Origin of the sequence: Microbacterium sp. LKL04 (genome assembly GCF_900102005.1) — a bacterium.
Classification (GTDB): Bacteria; Actinomycetota; Actinomycetes; order Actinomycetales; family Microbacteriaceae; genus Microbacterium.
Genome location: NZ_LT627736.1, coordinates 1,727,882 through 1,751,115 on the forward strand (window position 1 = coordinate 1,727,882; position 23,234 = coordinate 1,751,115).

General features: G+C 70.5%; 21 protein-coding genes. 13 read left to right on the forward strand and 8 right to left on the reverse strand.

The window, feature by feature from the left end; translation table 11 throughout:
- Window positions 1–224 precede the first annotated feature (224 nt).
- Genes BLP38_RS08510 through BLP38_RS08525 form a run of 4 tightly spaced genes read right to left on the reverse strand, consistent with a single transcriptional unit; the run spans window position 225 to window position 4,455 of the window.
- Window positions 225–1,301: a hypothetical protein gene (locus BLP38_RS08510; RefSeq protein WP_091355971.1), complete on the reverse strand. Its 1,077-nt coding sequence runs from the start codon at window positions 1,299–1,301 to the stop codon at window positions 225–227.
- Window positions 1,298–2,512, reverse strand: coding sequence for an ATP-binding protein (locus BLP38_RS08515; protein WP_091355975.1), 1,215 nt, complete (start codon window positions 2,510–2,512; stop codon window positions 1,298–1,300). The genes BLP38_RS08510 and BLP38_RS08515 overlap by 4 nt, the downstream gene beginning before the upstream one ends.
- On the reverse strand, window positions 2,502–3,158 hold the full coding sequence (locus BLP38_RS08520; protein WP_091355977.1) for a response regulator transcription factor: 657 nt from the start codon (window positions 3,156–3,158) through the stop codon (window positions 2,502–2,504). Before BLP38_RS08520 ends, BLP38_RS08515 begins: the two co-directional genes overlap by 11 nt.
- Window positions 3,159–3,174: 16 nt before the next feature.
- Complete coding sequence (locus tag BLP38_RS08525) at window positions 3,175–4,455, reverse strand: class I SAM-dependent RNA methyltransferase (RefSeq protein ID WP_091355980.1); 1,281 nt, start codon at window positions 4,453–4,455, stop codon at window positions 3,175–3,177.
- A gap of 41 nt (window positions 4,456–4,496) precedes the next feature.
- On the opposite strand from BLP38_RS08525, the gene BLP38_RS08530 reads away from it, so the two are divergent.
- The 3 genes from BLP38_RS08530 (at window position 4,497) to BLP38_RS08540 (ending at window position 7,505) form a co-directional block, all read left to right on the forward strand.
- Entirely contained in the window at window positions 4,497–5,153 is a 657-nt protein-coding gene (locus BLP38_RS08530; RefSeq protein WP_091355983.1) for a Maf family protein, read from the forward strand.
- An 81-nt stretch (window positions 5,154–5,234) separates the two neighbouring features.
- Entirely contained in the window at window positions 5,235–7,016 is a 1,782-nt protein-coding gene (locus BLP38_RS08535) for an acetyl/propionyl/methylcrotonyl-CoA carboxylase subunit alpha (protein ID WP_091355986.1), read from the forward strand.
- Between the two features lie 42 nt (window positions 7,017–7,058).
- Window positions 7,059–7,505, forward strand: coding sequence for a hypothetical protein (locus BLP38_RS08540; protein WP_091355991.1), 447 nt, complete (start codon window positions 7,059–7,061; stop codon window positions 7,503–7,505).
- Window positions 7,506–7,515: 10 nt separating this feature from the next.
- On the opposite strand, the gene BLP38_RS08545 is transcribed toward BLP38_RS08540, so the two are convergent.
- Complete coding sequence (locus BLP38_RS08545) at window positions 7,516–8,967, reverse strand: NAD(P)H-quinone dehydrogenase (RefSeq protein ID WP_165971384.1); 1,452 nt, start codon at window positions 8,965–8,967, stop codon at window positions 7,516–7,518.
- A 93-nt stretch (window positions 8,968–9,060) separates the two neighbouring features.
- On the opposite strand from BLP38_RS08545, the gene BLP38_RS08550 reads away from it, so the two are divergent.
- From BLP38_RS08550 to BLP38_RS08560, 3 genes are read left to right on the forward strand one after another with little or no spacing between them, the layout of a single operon-like run.
- Window positions 9,061–9,891: a purine-nucleoside phosphorylase gene (locus BLP38_RS08550; protein ID WP_091355999.1), complete on the forward strand. Its 831-nt coding sequence runs from the start codon at window positions 9,061–9,063 to the stop codon at window positions 9,889–9,891.
- Complete coding sequence (locus BLP38_RS08555) at window positions 9,888–11,552, forward strand: phospho-sugar mutase (RefSeq protein ID WP_091356002.1); 1,665 nt, start codon at window positions 9,888–9,890, stop codon at window positions 11,550–11,552. Before BLP38_RS08550 ends, BLP38_RS08555 begins: the two co-directional genes overlap by 4 nt.
- The gene (locus tag BLP38_RS08560; RefSeq protein WP_091356006.1) at window positions 11,549–12,124 is read left to right on the forward strand and encodes a GNAT family N-acetyltransferase; all 576 of its coding nucleotides are present in this window, start codon (window positions 11,549–11,551) and stop codon (window positions 12,122–12,124) included. The genes BLP38_RS08555 and BLP38_RS08560 overlap by 4 nt, the downstream gene beginning before the upstream one ends.
- Before the next feature lie 438 nt (window positions 12,125–12,562).
- Here the strand turns inward: BLP38_RS08560 and BLP38_RS08565 are convergent, their stop codons facing one another.
- On the reverse strand, window positions 12,563–14,455 hold the full coding sequence (locus BLP38_RS08565; RefSeq protein WP_091356009.1) for a BglG family transcription antiterminator: 1,893 nt from the start codon (window positions 14,453–14,455) through the stop codon (window positions 12,563–12,565).
- 140 nt (window positions 14,456–14,595) lie between these two features.
- On the opposite strand from BLP38_RS08565, the gene BLP38_RS08570 reads away from it, so the two are divergent.
- From BLP38_RS08570 to BLP38_RS08600, 7 genes are all read left to right on the forward strand, one after another.
- Entirely contained in the window at window positions 14,596–14,925 is a 330-nt protein-coding gene (locus tag BLP38_RS08570; protein ID WP_065569862.1) for a PTS sugar transporter subunit IIB, read from the forward strand.
- Window positions 14,922–15,197 carry an HPr family phosphocarrier protein gene (locus BLP38_RS08575; protein ID WP_091356012.1) on the forward strand — a complete coding sequence of 92 codons (276 nt, stop codon included), beginning with the start codon at window positions 14,922–14,924 and terminating at the stop codon, window positions 15,195–15,197. Before BLP38_RS08570 ends, BLP38_RS08575 begins: the two co-directional genes overlap by 4 nt.
- A gap of 7 nt (window positions 15,198–15,204) precedes the next feature.
- Window positions 15,205–16,872: a phosphoenolpyruvate--protein phosphotransferase gene (ptsP, locus tag BLP38_RS08580; protein WP_091356016.1), complete on the forward strand. Its 1,668-nt coding sequence runs from the start codon at window positions 15,205–15,207 to the stop codon at window positions 16,870–16,872.
- A gap of 29 nt (window positions 16,873–16,901) precedes the next feature.
- Window positions 16,902–18,527: a PTS mannitol transporter subunit IICB gene (locus BLP38_RS08585; RefSeq protein ID WP_091356019.1), complete on the forward strand. Its 1,626-nt coding sequence runs from the start codon at window positions 16,902–16,904 to the stop codon at window positions 18,525–18,527.
- A 79-nt stretch (window positions 18,528–18,606) separates the two neighbouring features.
- Complete coding sequence (locus BLP38_RS08590) at window positions 18,607–19,047, forward strand: PTS sugar transporter subunit IIA (protein ID WP_091356022.1); 441 nt, start codon at window positions 18,607–18,609, stop codon at window positions 19,045–19,047.
- Entirely contained in the window at window positions 19,044–20,207 is a 1,164-nt protein-coding gene (locus tag BLP38_RS08595; protein ID WP_091356025.1) for a mannitol-1-phosphate 5-dehydrogenase, read from the forward strand. Before BLP38_RS08590 ends, BLP38_RS08595 begins: the two co-directional genes overlap by 4 nt.
- Complete coding sequence (locus BLP38_RS08600) at window positions 20,204–20,962, forward strand: alpha/beta hydrolase (protein ID WP_091356029.1); 759 nt, start codon at window positions 20,204–20,206, stop codon at window positions 20,960–20,962. Before BLP38_RS08595 ends, BLP38_RS08600 begins: the two co-directional genes overlap by 4 nt.
- A 70-nt stretch (window positions 20,963–21,032) precedes the next feature.
- Here the strand turns inward: BLP38_RS08600 and BLP38_RS08605 are convergent, their stop codons facing one another.
- On the reverse strand, window positions 21,033–21,941 hold the full coding sequence (locus tag BLP38_RS08605; protein ID WP_091356032.1) for a hypothetical protein: 909 nt from the start codon (window positions 21,939–21,941) through the stop codon (window positions 21,033–21,035).
- Window positions 21,942–22,097: 156 nt separating this feature from the next.
- Entirely contained in the window at window positions 22,098–23,213 is a 1,116-nt protein-coding gene (locus BLP38_RS08610; RefSeq protein WP_091356035.1) for an adenosine deaminase, read from the reverse strand.
- Window positions 23,214–23,234 lie beyond the last annotated feature (21 nt).

Genomic DNA, 23,234 nt, shown 5'->3' on the forward strand with positions numbered 1-23,234 from the left:
CGCCACCGGGCGTGTCCCCCAAAGTACCTACAGACACGCATTTGACGATCAGTCAGACTAATACTGCTGGAACGCTTCTGCGTTCTGTCGATCCGTATCCCTCAGAGCGCGGATCGGCATGTGCGGGTCGGTTTTCGGGTAACCACTCGCATGGCGAGGGGCGGGCGGCTTCGCCGCCCCTCGCCTCTTCTCTTCCCGCTCCCGGGGCCTCGCTCACGCGAGACTCAGCGGTCGAGCGCGGGACGCGGATGCGCGATCTCGTGCCACAGGTCGACGACCTCGTCGCCGTCCGGGTCCTCCCGGCGGCGTGAACGACCCACGACAGTGACCGCCACGCGCGGATGCGGCGACGTGCGGATGTAGATGCGCTCGGACGACGCTCCTGCCAGAGCCTCGGCGAGATCGGCACGGATCCGCTCGAGCGCGGCGGGACTCACGGCATCCAGTCCGCCCTCGTCCAGCACGGTGACGGTGCTCCCGCGCAGACGCGCCTGCTGCAGCCGCGCCCGCACCGCTTCGTCGAGCAGTCGAGGCCCGCGCAGTTCGTCGCGCAGCGACCCCTCCGCGAGGCGCGCGCGCTCGCGCTCCTCGGGTTCGAGGTCGCCGTCGGATTCGATGGTGCGGATGAGGAGAGGGCCGGCGACGGCGAGAGCCTGCTGCACGCGCACCCGGCGCTCCCGCCGGCGCCCCTCCTGGCTGGCGAGCCATTCGAAGGAGCGACGCTGGATGCCGGTCAGCTCGGCCGTGTCGACCGCGGCACGGTCGACGAGGCCCGTCAGAAGCTGGGCGACGACCACCCAGACGGCGGCCCCCACGATTCCGAGCGCGAGTGAGTTCGGGAGGCCGATCCACAGCGAGGAGGAGACACCCAGGAGGACGACGCCGATCCAGGCGTACAGCGGCCTCCGCCGGACGGTGATGATCGTGAGGAGGGCGCCGATCCCGCCGAGGCTCCACGTCGCGAACGGCTGGAGCCGCGCGCCTTCGTCGACGGCTGACCAGGTGGCCAGCGGCACGAGGACGGTGGTCGCGAGGACCAGGATGCACAGCCAGAGGGGCAGCGACGTCCCGCGGGGCGGGGCACCCTCGGGTGCCTCCTCCCGGCGAGGCTCTGCTCCCGCGAGACGCGGGGCGAAGTCCCAGAACACGCAGAGCCAGGTCGTCACGAGGTAGAGCGACAGAGCCGCGATGAACAGGGCCGGCTGCGACACAGGAGATGTCCACACGAGCCCGCCCACGGCGAGATACGCCGTGAAGACGACAGCCACGATCGAGAGTCCGGTGTGCACACGCATGTTCATCGGGGGTACTCCCACCGCAGGTCGACGATCGTGCCGCGTCGGGAGCTGCGCACCTTCGCCTGGCCGCCGACAGCGGCGACACGAGCCACGACCGATCCGCTGATGCCGAGCCTGTCTTCGGGGACCGCGTGGACGTCGAACCCCTCCCCGGCGTCGATGACGCGAACCACGACGCGGCGATCGTCCGCTGTCACTTCCGCGTGCAGGCCTGCGCTCTCGGCGTGTTCGATCGCGTTGACGACCGCCTGCGCCGCCGCAAGCACGAGCGCGCGCGCGACGCGACCCGGCAGGGTCTGCGCCCGGGGGTCGATCGCGATCCGCAGGTCGATGTCGACGTCGTGTTCGAGCGCCGCCTCGCGGATGCCGTCGACCAGGAACATCGGCTCGACAGGCTCGTCGGGGCCTTCCTCCGCCTCACGGTCGGCGTTGGCGAGTCGCGTGAGGGCGTCGCGCGCCATCCCGACCGCGAGGTCGCGCTCGCGCGGAGTCGAGGCGCGCTCCGCCGCGATGAGCGCCGCCAGGACGCTGTCGTGCATGAGCGCCGCCACCGAGATGCGCTCCTGCTCGACGGCATCCGCAGCTGCTGCCGCGGCGTAGGAGCGCACCGCCTCTTCGCGCGTCCGGTCCAGTCGCTCGGCGAGGAGCCGCAGCATCCAGCCGATCATCGTCATGACGACGGCGAGGATGATGGCGTAGACGACCTGGCGCGACACCTGGATGACGTTCTCGACGTCCGCCCCGATCTGGATGAGTCGGGCGATGCCGTACAGGACCGGCACCAGGGCGCACCAGACGTACTGGAGCATCAGCGGGAAGACGAGCACCGTGGCCACCGTCGCGACGTTCAGCAGATACCAGACCCAGGGTTCTCCTGCAGCGGATGCCGAGCGCCCGGCTGTCGCGACCGGCCAGGCCAGCAGCACCAGCGGGAACACGATCGCGAGGATGGCGGCGAGGGGGCGGTAGAAGCGCCCGGCGACCCCGGCCGCGACCATCAGGATCAGGGGTCCGAAGGTCGCCGCGGTGAGGGCGATGTTCCAGGTGGGATCCTCTTGCACCGATCCGATCGCGTGGAATAGCGCCTGGACCCCCAGCACGGCGGATCCCACAGCGACGACGAACGCGAGGATGCGCTCGACGCGCTCGCGGGAGAAGAAGGTCGAATCGGGCGGGATCGTCAGCATCCCGGTCGTCGCGACCTCAGGCGCCACCGGAGTCCTCTGCGACGAGGCCGTCTTCCATCGCGCGCCGGAGGAGATCCACCTTCGTCGGGGCGGGCCGCCCGACCTCGACGTACTTGACGCGGACGCGGGTGATGTTCTCTTTCGCGGTCGAGTAGGCGACGCCCAGCCGCTCCGCCACGGTCTTGAGCGGGAGTCCGGCGGCGTACAACCGGAGCACGTCGCGCTCGCGTGAGGACAGCTGCGCATCGGCGAAGGCGCGGTCGCCGTCGATGGCGGACGCCCACTCGACGTTGTCGAGGGACTCGCCTCGCGCGACGGTGTCGACGGCGGAGATGACCTCGTCGATGCGCGACGCCTTGCTGACGACGCCGGCGGCACCGGCGACGAGCGCCTCCCGAACCGCGGCGGGGCGGTCCGCCACGCTGTGGATGATGACGGGCGAGCCGTCCTGGACGACACGGGTGACGTTCTCCGTCACCGTCGCGCCGTCGCCGAGGGTGAGATCCAGGACGACGACATCGGCGGGCTGCTCGAGCGTGAGGGTCCGCCAATCGAGGTAGGCCGAGACGCTCTCCCCCGAGAAGACGACACGCATGTCGCCCGTGCGGCTGCAGGCGGCCTCGAGGCCGAGCCGCACGGATTCGTGGTCGTCGATCAGGGCGACGCGGATCATGCGCTCACCTTATCCGTCAGCGCGTCACGACGGCGATCGCCTCGACGTGATGCGAGTGAGGGAACAGATCGAACGCGCGGACGGACGGCGTCGTGTACCCGTGGGCGGCGAAGGTTCCGAGGTCGCGCGCGAGTGCGACGGGATCGCAGGCGACATAGACGATCCGCTCGGGCGCGAGGTCGACGAGTCGTTCGACGACGTCCTTCCCGGCGCCCGCCCGCGGCGGGTCGAGGACCACGGTGCCCCGCGACAGCCTCGCGCGCTGAGCGGGTGTGGCGGTGTCCACGAGATGACCGAGCCAGCGATCCACGCGGGCGGTCTCGGCTCGGGCGCCGATCCACGCGGCCAGGTTCTCGCCGGCGTGCTCGGTGGCCCGCGCGTCGGACTCTACGGAGGTGATCCGGGTCGCCGGGCCGCCGACGCCCGCGACGGACGCCGCGAGGAGCCCGACCCCGCCGTAGAGATCGAGGTGCCAGCCCTCCGGGTCCACGGATCCGGCGACCGCATCGGCGACGGCGTCGTGCAGTGTGCCCGCCGCGAGGCGATGGACCTGCCAGAAACCACCGGCATCCACCTGGAACTCCCGATCGCCGACCGTCTCGACGACGACCTCTCGCGCGGCGGGATCGACGGGGCCGGGACGACGCGAGCGACTGGGCTCGGGGCGGGGGATGACGCGGACGCGGCCGTCCGCCGGCTGGACGAGGTCGAGTCGGCCGGGCGAACCGCCCTGCCGACGGGACATCGCGCGGTTGATGCCGGCGGTCGCCAGCGGGATCTCCTCGACGGGGATGACGCGGTGGCTCCGGGCAGCGAAGGGGCCGATACGTCCGTCCTCGTCGACGTGAAGGCTCACCCGCGTGCGCCACCCCGTCCCGTCGGGAGACTCCTCGACGACACGGTCGCCCTTCGTCTGCGCAGTCGGCGGCTCGATGGTGACGGGTGCCGTCGAGCCCGCGAATCGGGCGAGCGCGTCACGCAGGACCTCGGCCTTGAGTTCGCGCTGGTGGTCGAGGGCGATGTGGCCGAAGTCCGCACCGCCGGGCCGATCTGCAGGAGGCGTCTCGACGTCGGCGGGCGTCCACACGTGGGGACGGCGGTGAGGCGAGGCATCCAGCACCTCGACCGTGTCACCGCGCCAGAACGACGACTTCTTCGTGTCTGTGAGGGCGACGCGGACGCGCTCGCCGGGGATCGCGTCCGAAACGAAGACGACCCGGTTCTCGTGGCGGGCCACGAAGACGCCGCCGTGCGCGACGGCCGTGATGTCGAGGTCGAGGAGGTCTCCGGGTTGCATCCTCCGATGCTGTCACACCGCTCGCGGCTAGCGTGGTCCGCATGCGCGTCTGCCTCGCCTCCACCTCCCCCGCCCGCCTCATGCTCCTGCGCCAGGCCGGCATCGAACCCGCGACGAGGGCGCCGCAGGTCGACGAGGAGGCCGTGATCGCCGCGACGGAGGCGTCCGAAGCGCGCACCCTGCCGCCGGAGGAACACGTCCTCCTCCTCGCGCGGCGGAAGGCCGCCGACGTCGCTGAGACGCTCGCCGCGGAAGGGTTCGAGGGACTCGTCATCGGCGGCGACTCCATGTTCGAGCTCGACGGCGAGATCCTCGGCAAGCCGTACGCGCCCGAGGCGGCTCGCGCGCGGTGGCAGTCGATGCGCGGACGCACCGGGGTCCTGCACTCCGGCCACAGCGTGTTCCTCGTCGGCCCCGGCGGGACCCTCACCGAGGCGCACGCGGTGGCCGCGGCATCCGTCTCGTTCGCGGCGGATGTGACGGATGCCGAGATCGACGCGTACGTGGCGACGGGAGAGCCTCTCCTGGTGGCCGGCGCCTTCACGGTGGACAGCCTCGGAGGCGCATTCATCGAGCGTGTCGAGGGCGACCCGTCCACCGTCGTGGGGATGTCGCTGTCGACGCTGCGCCGCCTGGTCCGCGAGCTCGGGGTGGAGTGGACGGCGCTGTGGAACCGGACCGGGGCGACCACGCCGTAGTGGACTCTGCGACATGAATCCCGCGTGACTTTGTGCGAGGGATCCAAAGAACCCGGCATCCACGTGGGTAGGCTCGAAGCCATGCCTGAGAGCGTGACCTCCCGAATCTCGAAAGTGCTGATCGCCAACCGCGGCGAGATCGCGGTGCGCATCATCCGTGCCGCACGCGACTCGGGGAAGGCCTCGGTGGCGGTCTACGCCGACCAGGACCGCGACGCGATGCACGCCCGCCTGGCCGACGAGGCCTATGCCCTCGCCGGAGCGACGAGCGCCGAGACCTACCTGTCGATCGAGAAGATCCTCTCGGTCGCCCGGCGCTCCGGCGCCGACGCCGTGCACCCCGGGTACGGCTTCCTCGCCGAGAACGCGGAGTTCGCCCGCGCCGTGATCGGCGCCGGCCTCATCTGGATCGGCCCGTCCCCCGAGGCGATCGAGGCGCTCGGCGACAAGGTCACCGCGCGTCACGTCGCAGAGAAGGTGGGCGCCCCGCTCGCGCCGGGTACGCCCGGTCCCGTCGCCGGCGCCGACGAGGTCGTCGCCTTCGCGAAGGAGTTCGGCCTTCCGATCGCCATCAAGGCGGCCTACGGCGGCGGCGGCCGCGGCCTGAAGGTCGCGCGCGAGCTCGACGAGGTCGAGGAGCTCTTCGAGTCGGCGACCCGTGAGGCGATCACCGCGTTCGGCCGCGGCGAGTGCTTCGTCGAGAAGTACCTCGACAAGCCGCGTCACGTCGAGACGCAGTGCCTCGCGGATGCCGAGGGCAACGTCGTCGTGGTCTCGACCCGCGATTGCTCGCTCCAGCGCCGCCACCAGAAGCTCGTCGAAGAGGCACCCGCCCCGTTCCTCACCGCGGAGCAGAACGAGATCCTCTACTCCGCTTCGAAGGCCATCCTCAAGGAGGTCGGCTACATCGGTGCGGGCACGTGCGAGTTCCTCATCGGAGCAGACGGCACCATCTCGTTCCTCGAGGTGAACACGCGACTCCAGGTCGAGCACCCCGTCTCCGAGGAGGTCACCGGGATCGACCTCGTCCGCGAGCAGTTCCGGATCGCCGAAGGCGGCACCCTCGACTACGCCGACCCCGAGCCGGTCGGCCACTCGTTCGAGTTCCGCATCAACGGCGAGGACCCGGGTCGTGGCTTCCTCCCCGCCCCGGGCGACATCCACGTCTTCAAGACGTTCGGCGGCCCCGGCGTGCGTCTGGACTCCGGCGTCACCGCCGGCGACAGCGTCTCGGGAGCCTTCGACTCGCTCCTCGGCAAGCTCATCGTCACGGGACGCACCCGCGAGGAGGCGCTCGAACGTTCGCGTCGCGCGCTCGACGAGTTCGAGGTCGCCGGGATGCCGACGGTCCTGCCGTTCCACCGCAAGGTCGTGCGGGACCCCGCGTTCACCAGCGAGAACGGCACGTTCGGCGTCTTCACGCGCTGGATCGAGACCGAGTTCGACAACGACATCCCGGCGTGGGACGGCGAGGCAGGACCCGCCGCCGAGCCGGAGAGCCGGCACACGGTCGTCGTGGAGGTCTCCGGGAAGCGCCTCGAAGTGAGCCTGCCGGACCGCCTCACCCAGGCCCCGGCCGCGGTCGGGCGGCCCGTCGCGGTCCCGCCCTCGCGTCGCTCCCACGCATCGACCGCGGTCTCGGGAGCGAGCGGCGATTCCGTGGCGTCGCCGATGCAGGCCACCGTCGTCAAGATCGCCGTCGAAGAGGGGCAGCAGGTCGTCAAGGGCGACCTCGTCGTCGTCCTCGAGGCCATGAAGATGGAGCAGCCCATCCAGGCGCACAAGGACGGCGTCGTCGGCGCGATCAACGCTCAGGCGGGTGCCACCGTCTCGGCCGGGCACCAGCTCCTCACCATCTCCTGACGGAACTGTACGCGCAGGAGCATCCGCCCTTAGGGTGTGCGAATGAGCATTCTGCGTGCGCCGGTGATCGCCGTCTTTGCGCTTGTGCTCCTCCTCTCGGGATGCTCCGGCACGCCCACCGTCGATGTCGACGCCGCGAGCGCGTGGTTCGCCGCCGTCGACGATGAGTCCGTCGGCGATGCTGCCGCCGCCGCCGTGGGGATGAAGGTCGGCCCGGGAAGCTCGGCCGAGGTGCGCACCGACTTCGCGAAGCCGGCGGAGATCATCGGAGCGGATGCCCGGTGTTACGGCGGCGACGATGTGACGGCCTCCGTCACCGTGAACCTGATGACCGCCGACGGCGGACAGCTGACGCTGACGGAACAGATCGTCTGCGACACCGAGCCGCACCGCATCCGCTTCGGCGACGCCTACGCGCGGGCCGTATCGGCGTCGGGGACTGCGCCCATGCCGACGTATCTGTACGTGACCGCCGTCACCGCCGGCTGAGGCGCGCGGATCAGCTGTAGGTGTCCTCGTCCCGGGCGACCTGGTGCATCGCGCGGGTCGCGTCGGTGATGCTGCCCGCGAGCGACGGGAACACCGCGAACACGCGGGAGAGCTGGTCGACCGTGAGGCGCCGCTCGACGGCGATGGCGATCGGGTAGATCAGCTCGGAGGCGCGCGGGGCGACGATGACACCGCCGATGACGGTGCCCGACCCCTCGCGGGCGATGATCTTCACGAAGCCGTCCTTGACCCCCATCATCTTGGCGCGCGCGTTGGCGGCGAGAGGGAGTTTGTGAACGGTGCCGTTGACGGCGCCCGACTCGATATCGCGCTCCTGACGACCGACCGTCGCGATCTCGGGAGCAGTGAAGATGTTGGCCGTGACGCGGTGCTTCTCGAGCGGGATGACGGTGTCGCCGAGCGCGTGGAAGACCGCCATCCGTCCCTGCATCGCAGCGACCGAGGCGAGCGGCAGGAAGGTGGTGCAGTCTCCTGCGGCGTAGATGTTCGGGACCGAGGTGCGCGCGACGCGGTTGACCTGGATGTGGCCGGAGTCGGTGAGCTGGACCCCGGCATCCTCCAGACCGATGCCCGCCGTGTTGGGGATGGAACCGACCGCCATGAGGCAGTGGCTGCCCTCGACGGTGCGCCCGTCCGACAGCGTCGCGACGACGCCGTCCTTCGTGCGCTCGACCTTCTCGGCACGGGACTTCGAGAGGACCTCCATGCCGCCGCGCGTGAAGACCTTCTCGATCACGGCCGCCGCGTCGGAGTCCTCACCCGGCAGCACCTGGTCGCGGCTCGAGATCAGCGTGACCTTCGAGCCGAGGTTCATGTAGGCGCCGGCGAACTCGGCGCCGGTGACACCCGAGCCCACCACGATGAGGTGTTCGGGAAGGCTCGTCATGTTGTAGAGCTGCGTCCACGTGAGGATGCGCTCCCCGTCGGGCTTTGCGCTGTCCAGCTCACGGGGCGAGGCACCGACCGAGACGACGAGGGTGTCGGCCTCGACGCGGTCGAAGTCGGTTCCGCCGGGGCCGGTCGAGACGACGACGGCGTGCGTGCCGTCGAGGCGGCCGTGTCCGGAGATGATGCGCACACCGGCATCCACCAACTGCGCGCGCTGGTCGTCGGACTGCTGACGGGCGAGCGAGAGCAGGCGCTTGTTGACCGCGCCCAGGTTGATGGCGATCTCGGGCTTGAGCGGCTTGCCGCTGTCGCCGCGGGCGAACAGCTGGACGCCCAGATCGGATGCGCCGCGGATCGCGACGGCCGCGTCCGCTGTGGCGATCAGGGTCTTCGACGGCACGACGTCGGTGATGACGGCCGAGCCGCCGATGCCCGCGCGCTCGACGAGGGTCACCTCGGCGCCCAACTGGGCCGCTGCGAGAGCCGCCTCGTATCCGCCGGGGCCGCCCCCGATGATCGCGACACTCTGGGTGGTCTCGAAGCTCACAGACATGTGGATCATTCTTCCAGGCCGGCGGGGGTTCGCGCGCCGCGCCGCGAAACGCATCGTGTGGCCGAGCGCGTCGGCGCTTCCTAGAGTGGGAGCATGCACGAGGAGACCCACCCGCTCGACGATCCCGCCATCGACCCGTTCGAGGTCGCTGACACCGCCGCAGCCGACATCGCCCGCCTCACCGGTGTGGAACGCCACGACATCGCCCTGACGTTGGGCAGCGGATGGGGGAAGGCCGCCGAGCTCATCGGCGAGACCACCGCGACGCTCGACGCGACGGAGGTCACCGGCTTCAGCAAGCCCGCCCTCGCGGGCCACGTCGGGTCGATCCGCAGCATCCTGACGCACGACGGCAAGCGCGTCCTCGTCATCGGTGCGCGCACCCACTACTACGAGAACCACGGCGTCCGCCGGGTCGTGCACAGCGTGCGGACCGCCGCCGCGACCGGCGCGAAGATCATGGTGCTCACCAACGGCGCCGGCGGCATCAAGGAGTCCTGGTCGCCGGGGCAGCCCGTCCTCATCAGCGATCACATCAACCTCACCGCGGACTCGCCGCTCGAAGGCGCGACCTTCATCGACCTCACCGACCTGTACTCGTCGCGCCTGCGCGACCTCGCGCGCACGATCGATCCGAGCCTCGACGAGGGCGTCTACTGCCAGTTCCGCGGGCCGCACTACGAGACCCCTGCCGAGGTCCAGATGGCCAAGGCCATCGGCGGGCACATCGTCGGGATGTCGACGGCGCTCGAGGCGATCGCCGCCCGCCAGGCGGGCATGGAGATCCTCGGCTTCTCGCTGATCACGAACCTGGCCGCCGGCATCCAGTCGACCCCGCTCAGCCATCAGGAGGTCCTCGAGGCCGGCCGCGACGCCGAGCCCGTCATCTCGGACCTGCTCGCACGCGTGATCGGCGTCCTGTGAGCGAGGGCGTCCTCGAGACCTCGAGGCAGTGGCTCGCGCAGGACCCGGACGAGGCGACCCGCGCGGAGCTCGCTGATCTGCTCTCGCGCGCCGAGGCGGGCGACGCCACCGCGACCGCCGACCTGCATGACCGCTTCGACACCCGCCTGGCCTTCGGCACCGCGGGCCTTCGGGGTGCGCTCGGTGCGGGCTCGAACCGCATGAACCGCGTGCTCGTGAGCCAGGCGGCGGCCGGCTTCGCGGCCTACCTCCGCGAGCGCGCCGGCGGCGAGACGCCCTCCGTGGTCATCGGCTACGACGGACGCCGCAACTCCGACGTGTTCGCCCGGGACAGCGCCGAGATCTTCGCCGGTGCGGGGCTCCGCGCGATCCTCCTCCCCCGCCTGCTGCCGACTCCCGTCCTCGCCTTCGCCGTGCGCCACCTCGGCGTCTCGGCTGGCGTCATGGTCACGGCGTCGCACAACCCGCCCGACGACAACGGCTACAAGGTCTACCTCGGCGGCGACGACGACGGCGCCCAGATCGTCTCGCCGGCGGATGCCGAGATCGCGGCCCGCATCGACGAGGTCGCCGCGCGTGCGGACCTCGGCTCGGTGCCCCGTTCGAGCGACTACGAGATCGCCGACGAGTCGGTCGTCGAGGCCTACGTCACCGCGACAGCCCTCGTGGCCCCCGCACCGGCCGGTGCAGCAGGACTGAACTGGGTCTACACGGCCATGCACGGCGTCGGGCACGAGACGCTCGCTCGCGTCCTCGAGACCGCGGGCTACCCCGCACCGACGGTCGTCACGGCGCAGATCGCGCCGGACGGCCGCTTCCCGACCGTCGCGTTCCCGAATCCCGAAGAGCCCGGCGCGATGGACCTCGCGTTCGAGACCGCTCGCGAGGCGGGTGCGGAGCTCATCGTCGCGAACGATCCCGACGCCGATCGGCTCGCCGTCGCGATCCCGGATGCCGCGGCCCCCGGCGGCTGGCGCCGGTTGACGGGCAACGAGGTCGGGCTCCTGCTCGGCTGGCGTGCCGCCCGCACCGCCACCTCGGGAACCCTCGCATGCTCGCTCGTGTCCTCGCCCGGTCTCCAGACGATCGCCGAGCACTACGGCCTCGACTTCACCGCGACCCTCACCGGATTCAAGTGGATCTCCCGCGCCCCGGGCCTCGTCTACGGCTTCGAGGAGGCGCTCGGCTACCTCGTCAACCCGGGCACGGTCCACGACAAAGACGGCATCTCGGCGGCGGTCGCGATCCTCGGCCTCGTGGCCGAGGCACGTGAGGAGGGCAGGACGCTCGGCGACCTGCTCGACGAGTCCGCCACCACTTTCGGGCACTTCGCGAGCGGCCAGGTCTCGCTCCGGGTCGACGACGTCTCGGTGATCGGCCGCATCATGACGGCGCTGCGCGCGGCGCCCCCGGCATCCATCGGTTCGGTCGCCGTCGACCGCATGGAGGACCTGCTCACGGCACCGGAGGGCTCGCCCCGCGGCGACGTCCTGCGCCTGTGGCTCGAGGACGGATCGCGCGTCATCATCCGGCCGAGCGGCACCGAGCCGAAGCTCAAGGCCTATCTCGACGTGCGCGGCGAATCCGCGGACGACGCGGCGGACCGGCTCACTGCCGTCGACGGCGGCGTGCGCACCCTGCTCGACGCGGCGCAGGCATGACCACCGCACTGACCGACCCGGTCACGCTCCGTCGTGGCCGGGTCGAGCTGGTGCCGCTGGACGCGTCGCATGCCGATGCCCTGACGGCGGCCCGCGAGGGGCTCGAGTACGCCTGGTACACCTCGGTCCCGGCATCCGTCCCCGACGAGATCGCGCGACGCCTCGCCGAGCGCGACGCCGGCCGGATGAATCCGTTCGCGGTCGTCGTCGACGGCAGGCCGCAGGGCATGACCACGTTCTGCGACATCGACGCCGACAACCGCCGCGTCGAGATCGGGTACACGTGGCTGGCGCGTGACGTGCAGCGCACCGAGGTGAACACGACGGCGAAGCGGCTGCTGCTCGGCCACGCGTTCGAGGCGTGCGAAGCGATCGCGGTCGAGTTCCGGACCTCGTGGCACAACCGGCAGTCCCGCGCGGCGATCGAACGGCTCGGCGCCCGGCAGGACGGCGTGCTGCGCAACCATCGGATCGGACCGGGCGGGACGATGCGCGACACCGTCGTGTACTCGATCCTCCCCCACGAGTGGCCGGGCGTGCGGATGGGACTCGACGCGCGCCTCGCGGATTGATCAGCCGTTCTCTTGTTGGATATTCCCGTCCGCGCTAGCGTGGGGACGGGAGTTTCGTATGCCCAAAGGGGGAGCAAGGATGGCTAGTGCAAATCGGTCAAACGCATCGCGGCGAGGTCTTCGTCGGACTGTTGCGACTGCGACGGTGACGATTGGGCTACTCCTCGCCGGGATGATCGGCGCAGCTCCCGCGCAAGCCGTCCCGTATAACCCGACCGGGCAGACCTGGGTCAAGGAGAGCTCTAGGTCTTACTGTTACACCGTCAGCGGATGGTCTGACTGCTACACAGATACGACCTATCGCAGAACGTCTGGCTTCTGCGCCAAGCCGGCAGGGAACCTGACGGGAGGCCTTCTTGCCTGGTACTCGTACTGCTACAAGACCGTCACCGTGCGGCGCTAAGCCGGATGGGACTCGACGCGCGTCTCGCGGGCTGATCAACCGTCGACGACCGCGACGAGCTCGTCGAGGAAGCCGGCGAAGCTCGTTCCGCGTCGGAGGATCCGCTGCACGCTGTCGCGTTCGCTGAACACCTCGACGAGCTGCTCGAACACCGTCTGGAAAGCTTCGCGGTCCGATTCCGAGAACGCCACCATCGCGACGACTTGCACGCGCCCGTCGCCCCACCGGACCGACGGGTCGGCGAGGCCGACGGCGATCGCCGTGCGGGTCGCGGTCATGGCGATCGCGTGCGGCACGGCGAGCGCATCGGTGAAAGCCGTCGACGAGATCCGCTCACGCTCGAGCGTGCGATCGACGTACTCCTCGCTGATGACGCCCTGCGCCGCGAGCAGCCCGCCCAGTCCGCGGATGACCGTCTCCTCGTCGGCGTCGGCGGGCAGCCGCGGGACGAAGGCGTCGGGCGAGAAGTAGCGCTCGAGTTCGGCGCGGAGCCCCGCGAGCCGTCGCGCACGGCGTGCGCGGGCGGCCGCCTGCTGCACCCGTTCGACGTCCGGCTCGGTGAGGAAGGGCTGGATCCGCACGACCCGGTCGGACGGCTCGGGCGGATCGATGGTCGTGAGGACGAGGTCGGTGTCGAGACCCTCCCAGTCCGGGTCGACGCGGGTCTCGACGGCGACGACCTCGATCTCACGTCCGAGGGCCCGGTCGATGCTCGTTCGCAGCAGCTCGTGCATCTCGTAGTACCCCGGGCAGACGAGTGTCGCTGTGAGGAGCCGCGCGGACTGACGGGAACGCTCGAGCCGGCCGCCTACGTGCATCGCGATGTATGCGATCTCGTCCTCGTGGAGGGGCGCGCCGACCACGGAGCGCAGCTGCTCGGCGATGAAGACCGCCACCTCGAAGATCATCGGATAGCTGGACTTCAGCGAACGCGTCAGCGCGTTCCGCGACCATGCCTGGTCCTGCGCGCGCTGGCGGAGGTTCTGCACATGGAGCGACAGCCGCAGGATGAAATCGTCGTGGTCGATGTCGACGAGGAAGTCGGATGCCGCTCGCGCGACGATCCCGCGCACCGCCGCTTCGACGTCGGCGTCGAGGCGGTCGCGGATGACCGCGTCGGGTTCGGCGGCGCCGGGGGCGACGACGCGGGTCTGTACGAGCGCGGCGAGGTGGTCGCGGTCGCCGTCTCCGAGTCGCACGCCCAGGTGGGCGACCGCGAGCCGGTCCAGGAGCTCGGCGATCTTCGACCGCGCGGCCGAGTCGCCCACGGGGGCGCCGTCGAGACCGCGTCCCCGGCCGACCCTGTCGGCGGCGATCGCGACGTGCATCATGACGTCACCGATCCCGAACTCGTTGACGAGGTATCCGAGGTCCCCGAGACCGGCGACCAGCTCGGCTTTGAACGCCCCGAGACTGCTCGTCTCGGCCGTGCTCTCGCCCAGGGCGCGTCGCAGGGACCTCAGATCGAAGGCCCCCTGCTCCATCTCGTCGTGCACCAGCCGGCTGAGCAGGCGCCGCTGCGCCATCTCGGTCCCCGACAACCGGACGCGCTCGGCGGATCGTTCCAGCGTGAGCTGCGTCCCGCTCAACAGTGCGCGCACCCGGCCGAGGTCGGCCTCCAGCGTCGCCTCGCTGACGTGGAACCGCTGCGCCGCGGCGTACACGTCGACGCCGTCCGACGCGTCCAAGAGGTGGCGGACCAGGCGGTGGAGGCGATCGCGCGGCGTCTCCTCCGTGACCGTCCGCAGCGCTCCCGACGCCCCGGACCCGGCGCGGTACCCGGAGGGCCCGGACTCGACGGCATCGCCGTCCGGCACGCGGGCGTTGAGGGCGGCGACGTAGGAACGGATGCTGCGGGGCGTGACTCCCACCACGTCGGCGAGCTCGCCGGCCGTCCGCCACGCGGCATCCCGGATCAGGAGCGCCATGACCTGGTCCTGTCTCGCCCGGCTCACCCGTCCAGTCAACCATCTGCGGGACCAGGGGGTTTCCTCCCCCGCGGAAGAACGGCTGGTTGTCCCTTCCTGGGAGTCGGATGAGAATGACAAGGAGACAAGGAGGCGGATCGATGAAGATCCTCGTCGTCTGCGGCGCCGGTGCGTCGAGCACGTTCGTCGCCCAGCGTCTGCGGCACGCCGCACAGCGCGAAGGCAGGGACCTGTTCGTCCGCGCGGGAGTGCCCGGCATGGTCGCCACGGAGGCCGACGCCGGCGACGTGGTGCTCGTGGGTCCGCACCTCGCCTCCGCCCTCTCCGACATCGAACGGGATGCCGCCACCCGACAGGCGCGCGCCGTTCTCCTGCCGGAGGACGTCTTCGGCGATCGTGACGGAACCCGCACGCTCGCCCTCGTGACGGCGGCGATGGACGCCGACCGCAGTGAAAGGACCCCGCGATGAGCGCACCGGCCAGCCGGACCGTGAGGATCGGCTCCTCCAACGGCCTGCACGCCCGCCCCGCGAAGATGTTCGCGCAGGCCGCGAAGGATGCCGGCATCCCCGTCACGATCTCGAAGGGATCCGGCGGAGCCGTCAACGCGGCCAGCATCCTCAGCGTGATCTCGCTCGGCGCCGAGAACGGCGACTACGTGACGCTCACCGCAGACGGCGCGAACGCCGAAGAGGTGCTCGACGCCCTCACCGAACTTCTGACCACCGACCACGACGCCTGAGGGACACATGACTGAGCTTCGAGGAGTAGGAATCGGCCTGGGCGTGAGCCACGGCCCCATCGCACGAATGGCGGAGCCGCTGCCCGCGCCGAAGGACGAGAAGAGCGCACAGAGCGCCGACGAGGAGACCGCGCGCGTCCGCGCCGCGATCGAGGCGGTCGCACGCGAGCTGGAGCAGCGCGGCGAGACCGCGGGAGGCGCCGCGCAGGAGGTCCTCGAGGCGCAGGCCATGATGGCCGAGGACCCGGCGCTCGAAGAAGAGGTCACGAACCGCATCGGCGCCGGCAAGACCGCCGAGTTCGCCGTCTTCGACGCCTTCGCGTCGTTCCGTGACACGCTCTCCGCGATGGGCGGCTACCTCGGCGAGCGCGCCGCCGACCTCGACGACGTCGCCCAGCGCGTCATCGCGCACCTCCGTGGCGTCGCCGCTCCCGGAGTCCCCGACCCGGGGCATCCCTTCGTCCTGGTAGCCAAGGACCTCGCTCCCGCCGACACCGCGCTCCTCGACCTCGACAAGGTCCTCGCGCTCGTGACGACCGAGGGCGGGCCGACCTCGCACACCGCGATCCTCGCCCGTGAGAAGTCCATCGTCGCCGTCGTCGGCGTCCGCGGTGCAGCCGACCTCGCCGAGGGCGAGACGGTCGTCGTCGACGCCGCAGCCGGCGTCGTCACCACCCAGCCGACCGACGACGACATCGCGCAGGCCGAGCGCCGCGAGGCGGACCGCGCCGCCGCGGCGGACGCGCCCGTCACGCCTGGCGCGCTCGCGGACGGGACCGCCGTGCCGCTGCTCGCGAACCTCGGCAAGCCGCAGGACGCCGCGAAGGCCGTCGAGCTCGGCGCCGAGGGCGTGGGCTTGTTCCGCACCGAGTTCCTCTTCCTGAGCTCGTCGCAGGCACCCACCGTCGAGGAGCAGACGAAGGCGTACACCGAGCTGCTGCAGGCGTTCCCCGGCAAGAAGGTCGTCGTTCGCGCACTGGATGCCGGCGCCGACAAGCCGCTCGCCTTCCTGAACGACGCGCACGAGGAGAACCCGGCCCTCGGCCTCCGCGGCCTCCGCGCCCTCCGCGCCAGCGAGGACATCCTGCGCGAGCAGCTCACCGCCCTGGCCAACGCGGATGCCGCCACCGAGGCCGACCTCTGGGTCATGGCTCCGATGGTGTCGACCGTCGAGGAGACCGAGTACTTCGTCACGCTCGCGAAGGAGTACGGCATCAAGACCGCCGGCGTCATGGTCGAGGTTCCCTCGTCGGCCCTGCTCGCCGACAAGGTCCTCGCCCACGCCGACTTCGCTTCGATCGGGACGAACGACCTGACGCAGTACACGCTGGCGGCCGATCGGCTGCTGGGTTCGGTCTCGTCGTTCCAGGACCCGTGGCATCCCGCCGTCCTGCAGCTCGTCAAGGCGACGGGCGACGGCGGACGCGTCACCGGCAAGCCGATCGGCATCTGCGGCGAAGCCGCAGCCGACCCGCTGCTCGCGGTCGTCCTCGTCGGCCTCGGCGCGACGACGCTCTCCATGGCACCGACGGCGCTCGCAGACGTGCGCGCCACCCTCTTGCACCACAGCCTCGACGACGCGAAGCGCATCGCCGAAGCAGCCCTCGCCGCATCCGATGCGGCATCCGCCCGAGCCGCGGCCCAGGAAGCCGCAGCACAGCACACGGCCGCATGAACCGCGGCACACAAAAGGAGACACAGCACATGTCAACGGCGACAACAGCCACACGCGGCGCAAGCCGCGCACGCGTCGGCGTGCAGCGATTCGGAACGTTCCTGTCGGGCATGATCATGCCCAACATCGCGGCGTTCATCGCATGGGGCTTCATCACGATGCTCTTCATCCCGGACGGGTTCTTCGGCGCCAACAGCCCCTTCGGCTGGCACTGGTTCCCGGTCGCGGAGATCCTCGGCGGCGGCGGCGACGTCTCCGCCATCGGTTGGGAAGGTGCACGCACCGCGCTGACCGCAAGCGACAGCGGCCCCTACACGGGCTACGTCGGCATCGTCGGGGCGATGGTGACCTACCTTCTGCCCCTTCTGATCGCGAACACCGCGGGTCGGATGGTCTACGACGCCCGCGGTGGTGTCGTGGCGACGATCGCCGTCATGGGTGTGATCGTCGGCACCGACCAGCCGATGTTCCTCGGCGCGATGATCATGGGTCCGCTCGCCGCGTGGGTCACGAAGCAGATGGACAAGCTGTGGGACGGCAAGATCAAGCCCGGCTTCGAGATGCTCGTCAACAACTTCTCCGCGGGCATCCTCGGCATGCTCCTCGCGATCTTCGGCTTCTTCGCATTCGGTCCCCTCATGCTCGGAATCGGCCGACTGCTCGGCGGGATCGTCGACTGGCTCGTGTCGCTCAGCCTGCTGCCGCTGCTGTCGATCTTCGTCGAACCGGCGAAGGTGCTCTTCCTCAACAACGCCATCAACCACGGTGTGTTCACGCCGCTGGCCCTCCAGCAGGTAGAGGATGCCGGCAAGTCGATCCTCTTCCTCATCGAGGCGAACCCCGGCCCGGGCCTCGGCCTGCTGCTCGCGTTCACGTTCTTCGGCGTCGGGCAGGCGAAGGCCTCCGCACCGGGCGCCGCCATCATCCAGTTCGTCGGCGGCATCCACGAGATCTACTTCCCGTACGCGCTGAGCAAGCCCGCCACGATCCTCGCGCTGATCGCCGGTGGCGCAAGCGGTGTGACCGTCAACATGCTGTTCAACGGCGGACTCCAGTTCCCCGCCGCTCCCGGCAGCATCATCGCGGTCACGGCCGCGGCGATCGGAGCCGGCGTGCCGAACCTGCTCGTCGTCTACGCATCCGTCGTCGTCGCAGCTGTCGTCACGTTCCTCATCACCGCTGTGATCCTGCGGGCGTCCCGCAAGCGCGACCTCGCCGCCGAGGGTGACACCTTCGACGCCGCGATCGCTCAGACCGAGGCCAACAAGGGCAAGTCCTCGTCCGCGATGGACGCCCTCCGCGGCTCGGGTACGGCGACAGCCGCCGCATCCGCCCCTGCCGGCACCGCTGTCGCCGAGCGCGAGATCACGAACGTCGTGTTCGCATGCGACGCCGGCATGGGATCGTCCGCGATGGGCGCGAGCGTGCTCCGCAACAAGTTCAAGAAGGCGGGCGTCGAGGGCGTCACGGTCACCAACAAGGCGATCGCGAACCTCGACCCGTCGGCCGACTTGGTCATCACGCAGCAGCAGCTGACCGACCGTGCACGCGGAGTCACCCCCGACTCGATGCACGTCTCGGTCGACAACTTCATGAACTCGCCGAAGTACGACGAGGTCGTCGAGATGGTGCGTCGCCAGCGCGGCGACGCCTGATGCACAGCGCTGCGGGGTCGGGAACAATGGTCCCGACCCCGCAGCATCCTTTTTTCCACCCCCTCAGAAGGAGAACGTCATGGCTCGCGAAGTCCTCACCCTCGGCCAGATCCGCATCCACTCCGGCTCCGTCAGCCAGGAACAGGCCATGAAGGAGGCCGCCGACATCCTCGAGGCCGCCGGCGCCGTCACGAGCGCCTACTTCGACGCGATGCAGCAGCGCGAGGTCGCCGTCTCGACCTACATGGGCAACGAGCTCGCAATCCCCCACGGGACCAACGAGACCAAGGAAGCGATCCTCGACTCGGCGCTCTCGTTCGTCCGCTACGACGGCGGCGTCGACTGGGGCGGCGAGCACGTCTCGTTCGTCGTCGGCATCGCCGGCAAGGGCGATGAGCACCTCGAGATCCTGTCGCAGATCGCACTCCTGTTCTCCGAGGACGACGAAGTCGCGAAGCTCAAGGCCGCGCAGACGCCCGAAGAGCTCTACCAGCTGCTCGCGACGGTGAACAACGCATGAAAGCCGTCCACTTCGGCGCCGGCAACATCGGGCGCGGCTTCGTCGGACTGCTCCTGCACGAGGGCGGCTACGAGCTCGTGTTCTCGGACGTCGCGCCGACCCTCGTCGAGACGATCAACGCGGCATCCGAGTACACCGTTCACGAGGTCGGACCGGGCGGCGGTGACAAGACCGTCACCGGCTTTCGGGCGATCAACAGCCAGGCCGATCCCGACGCCGTGGCCGACGAGGTCGCCTCGGCCGACGTCGTGACGACCGCCGTCGGACCCAGCATCCTGCCGTTCGTCGCGCCGCACATCCTCGAGGGACTCGCCCGTCGCTCCGCCGACGCGAAGCCGCTGCAGGTCATGGCGTGCGAGAACGCGATCGGCGCGACCGACACCCTCCGCGGCGAGATCGAGAAGCTCGCCGGTGATGCGTGGGGCGACCTCTCCACACGCGCCGTGTTCGCCAACACCGCCGTCGACCGCATCGTCCCGGGCCAACCCGAGGGCGCTGGCGTCGACGTGACGGTCGAGCCGTTCTTCGAGTGGGCCATCGAGCGCGGCCCGTTCGGCGACGACCTGCCGAACATCCCCGGCGCCCACTTCGTCGACGACCTGGCCCCCTACATCGAGCGGAAGCTCTTCACGGTCAACACCGGACACGCCGCGACCGCCTACTTCGGTGCCGCCGCGGGGATCACCCGGATCTCCGACGCCCTGGCGGACCCCGGCATCCGGAGCAAGGTCGAGCAGGCCCTCGAGGAGACCTCCGCGTTCCTCGCGGCCGCGCACGGGCTCGACCCGGCCGAGCTCGCCGAGTACCGCGCGACGATTCTCGAGCGGTTCTCGAACGAGGCCCTGCCCGACACCGTGCAGCGCGTCGGCCGCCAGCCGCTGCGCAAGCTGTCGCGTCACGAGCGCTTCGTCGGACCCGCCTCCGCCGCTGCCGAGAGTGGTCTCGGCGTCGACGGGCTCATCGCCGCGATCGCCGCCGCGCTTCGGTTCGAGGACGCCGCAGACCCGCAGGCCGTCGAGTTGCAGGAGCGCATCAGGACGGAGGATGCCGCGGCCTTCACGGCATCCGTCACCGGTCTCGAGCCCGCCCACCCCCTGTTCGCACGCGTGCAGGAGCAGGTCGCCCAGCGGCAGACCGACCTCGGCGTCTACAGCGCGTGAGCGCGTCGAAGCGGCCCCGCTCCCGGGCACGGCGCATCGTCTCGATCGTGCTGCTGTCCGTGGCGGGGCTGCTCGTCGCCGGGATCGTCGGCATCGTGATCTGGAGCCAGGTCGGCGTCATGGGCGCTGAGGCCGGACCGCTCGCCTCGGTGCGCGAGGACGACCGGGTCGCCGTGTCCGACACCGGTGGCAACGTGGTGATGTCGCCGGCCTCCGGGGAGAGCACCGCCGGGCTGGTCTTCATCCCCGGCGCGAAGGTCGACGCCGAGGCCTACGAGGCGAAGCTCTCGGGGCTCGTCGCCGAGGACGGGATGACGGTCGTCATCACCCGCCCGTGGCTGAACCTCGCCTTCTTCGATCCCCGGCCCCTGTCGACGTTCACCGATGCCGCGCCCGGCGTCGGCACCTGGCTCGTCGGCGGCCACTCCCTCGGCGGTGTGCGCGCGTGTCAGCTCGCGCCGGACGCGGACGGCCTGGTGCTGTTCGCCTCGTACTGCGCGAACGACCTCGCCGACTCCGGGCTGCCGGTGCTGAGCATCTCGGGTTCGGAAGACGGGCTGTCGACGCCCGAGAAGATCCAGGACTCCCGCGGAATGCTGCCCGCCGACGCCGAGTTCGTCGAGATCCCCGGCGCCTCGCACGCCTCCTTCGGCGACTACGGCCCCCAGGCCGGTGACGGCACCCCCACGATCGATGACACCGACATGACGGCCGAGATCACGGCATCCGTCGCGGACCTCCTCTCCCGCCTCTGACCTGCGCTACGAGGTCCCACTTCGGCCGGGTATCCGCCCTGGTTTCCCGGCCGGATGGGGACCTCGTGCGTCACGGCGCCCACCCCGCCCGCTCGAGCGCGCTCGCGACCATGCGCACCGCGGCCCGCCCGTCTCCCTGCAGATGGTGCCGGAGGATGCGGACGAGTACCCACCCCTGCTCGCGGATGTCGTTCCACCTGTCCGCGTCGCGCTCGAACTGCGCACGGTCCTCCGCATGCTGGCGCCCGTCGTACTCCACTGCGACCCGCCATGGTGCATAGGCGAGGTCGAGGCGGGCGACGAACCGCCCGTCCGGCGCGGTGATCACGGGGTTGAGGAGCGGCTCCGGCATCCCTGCGGCACACAGGACGAGCCTCAGCCGGGTCTCGGTCGGCGACTCGGCTCCGACACGGACGTCAGCCAGCGCCGACTCGAGCGCTGCCTGTCCGCGGCCTGATCCCGTGACCACCTCGCGTGTCAGATCGTCGAGGGTGAGCAACCCCCGTCGTCCGACGAGGAAGTCCCCGGCGACGACGAGCTCGGTATGACCCCACCACGATGCGACGTGACGCCACGCCTTCACCGGATGCTCGACGCGCAGCCCGCCGACGACGCGGATGTCGGGTGCGCGCTGACCGAGGCGATGACCGACGACGCCCGCGACGCGCGGCTCGCGATCAGGCCGATGCGCCGCGACGTGGAGCAGATGCGAGCGGCGATCGGACGGCATGGGGACTCCGTAGAGGGCAAGGGCCGTGCTGTGGCTGAAGAATTGCCCTGGCCGCATGCGCTGCGCGAAGTGCGTCGCCCGCGCCGACAGCGAGTCGACGTCTCCCCCGGCCGGGACACGGACGCCGGGAAACGGGACGGCGAGGTCATCCGCATCGAGCCGGCCGGCGGAGACGCCCGCCGCCCGCGCATCCCGGACCGCGAACGCGCGGTCCTGCAGGTGTTCGGGGAGAGGTCGCGGTCGTCGCATCCGGGAAGCGTGACCGACGGCATCCGCTCGGAGTCACGCCTGACCGCCCTTCGGGGACGGCGCTCGCGGCGGCGGCCCTGGGGAGGAAGACCGAAGTCCCGATCGGGCCGGGTATGAGCGCGCCATACCCGGCCCGATCGGGACCTCGACAAGTCGTCAGGCCGAGAAGCCCTCACCGATGAGCTCGATGAGCTCCTCGCGCTCCTCGATCGTGAGGAAGGCGGCCGCGGCAGCGTTCAGCTGGAACGCCTCGAGGTCGTCGAGCGTGTACTCGAACGCGTCCGCGAGGAGCTTCAGCTCACGCGTCAGCGACGTGCGGCTCATGGTGCGGTTGTCGACGTTCACGGTGACGGCGAAGCCGAGCTGGTACAGCAGGTCGAAGGGGTGGTCCTCGAGCTGCGTGCCCCACGCCGCGATCGCACCGGTCTGAAGGTTCGACGACGGCGAGAGCTCCAGGGGGATCTCGCGGTCCCGCACCCAGCGGGCCAGGTCGCCGAAGCGCACCTGCACCTCCTCGCCCTTCTGCTCGACGACGTCGAGGTCCTCGGCGATGCGCACACCGTGTCCCAGGCGCAGCGCGCGCCCGTCGACCAGCGCGGAGCGGATCGAGTCGAGACCGGCGGCCTCTCCGGCGTGCACCGTGGCGGGGAAGAAGGCGGAGGCCAGGTAGTCGAACGCCGGACGCAGGTTCGACGGCGGGAAGCCCGCCTCGGGACCGGCGATGTCGAACCCGACGGCGCCCCGTCCGCGGTGACGGACGGCGAGCTCGGCGATCTCGAGCGACCGGTCGGTGTGACGCATCGCGCTGATGAGCTGGCCGACGCGGATGTCGCGGCCCGATCCCTCGACCGAGTCCTCACCCTCCTCGATGCCCTCCTGCACGGCCTCTACGACCTCGTCGAGGCTGAGGCCGCCGCCCAGGTGCTGCTCCGGAGCCCAGCGCACCTCGCCGTAGATGACGCCGTCGGCCGCGAGGTCCTCGACGAACTCCTTCGCGACGCGGCGCAGTCCGTCGCGGGTCTGCATGACCGCGATGGTCAGGTCGAACGTCTTCAGGTACTCGACGAGCGAGCCCGAATCCGACTGGTCCTCGAACCAGTCGGCGAGGTCGTCGGCCGCGGTCTCGGGAACCTCGACACCCGCCTCATCGGCGAGCTCGATGATCGTCTGCGGGCGCAGGGCACCGTCGAGGTGGTCGTGCAGCGACACCTTGGGGAGAGAGCGGATCGAGACGCCCTCGAGGTTCGCGTCACCGTGCTGATCGATGGCCATTGTGCAGTCCTGTCGTGAGGG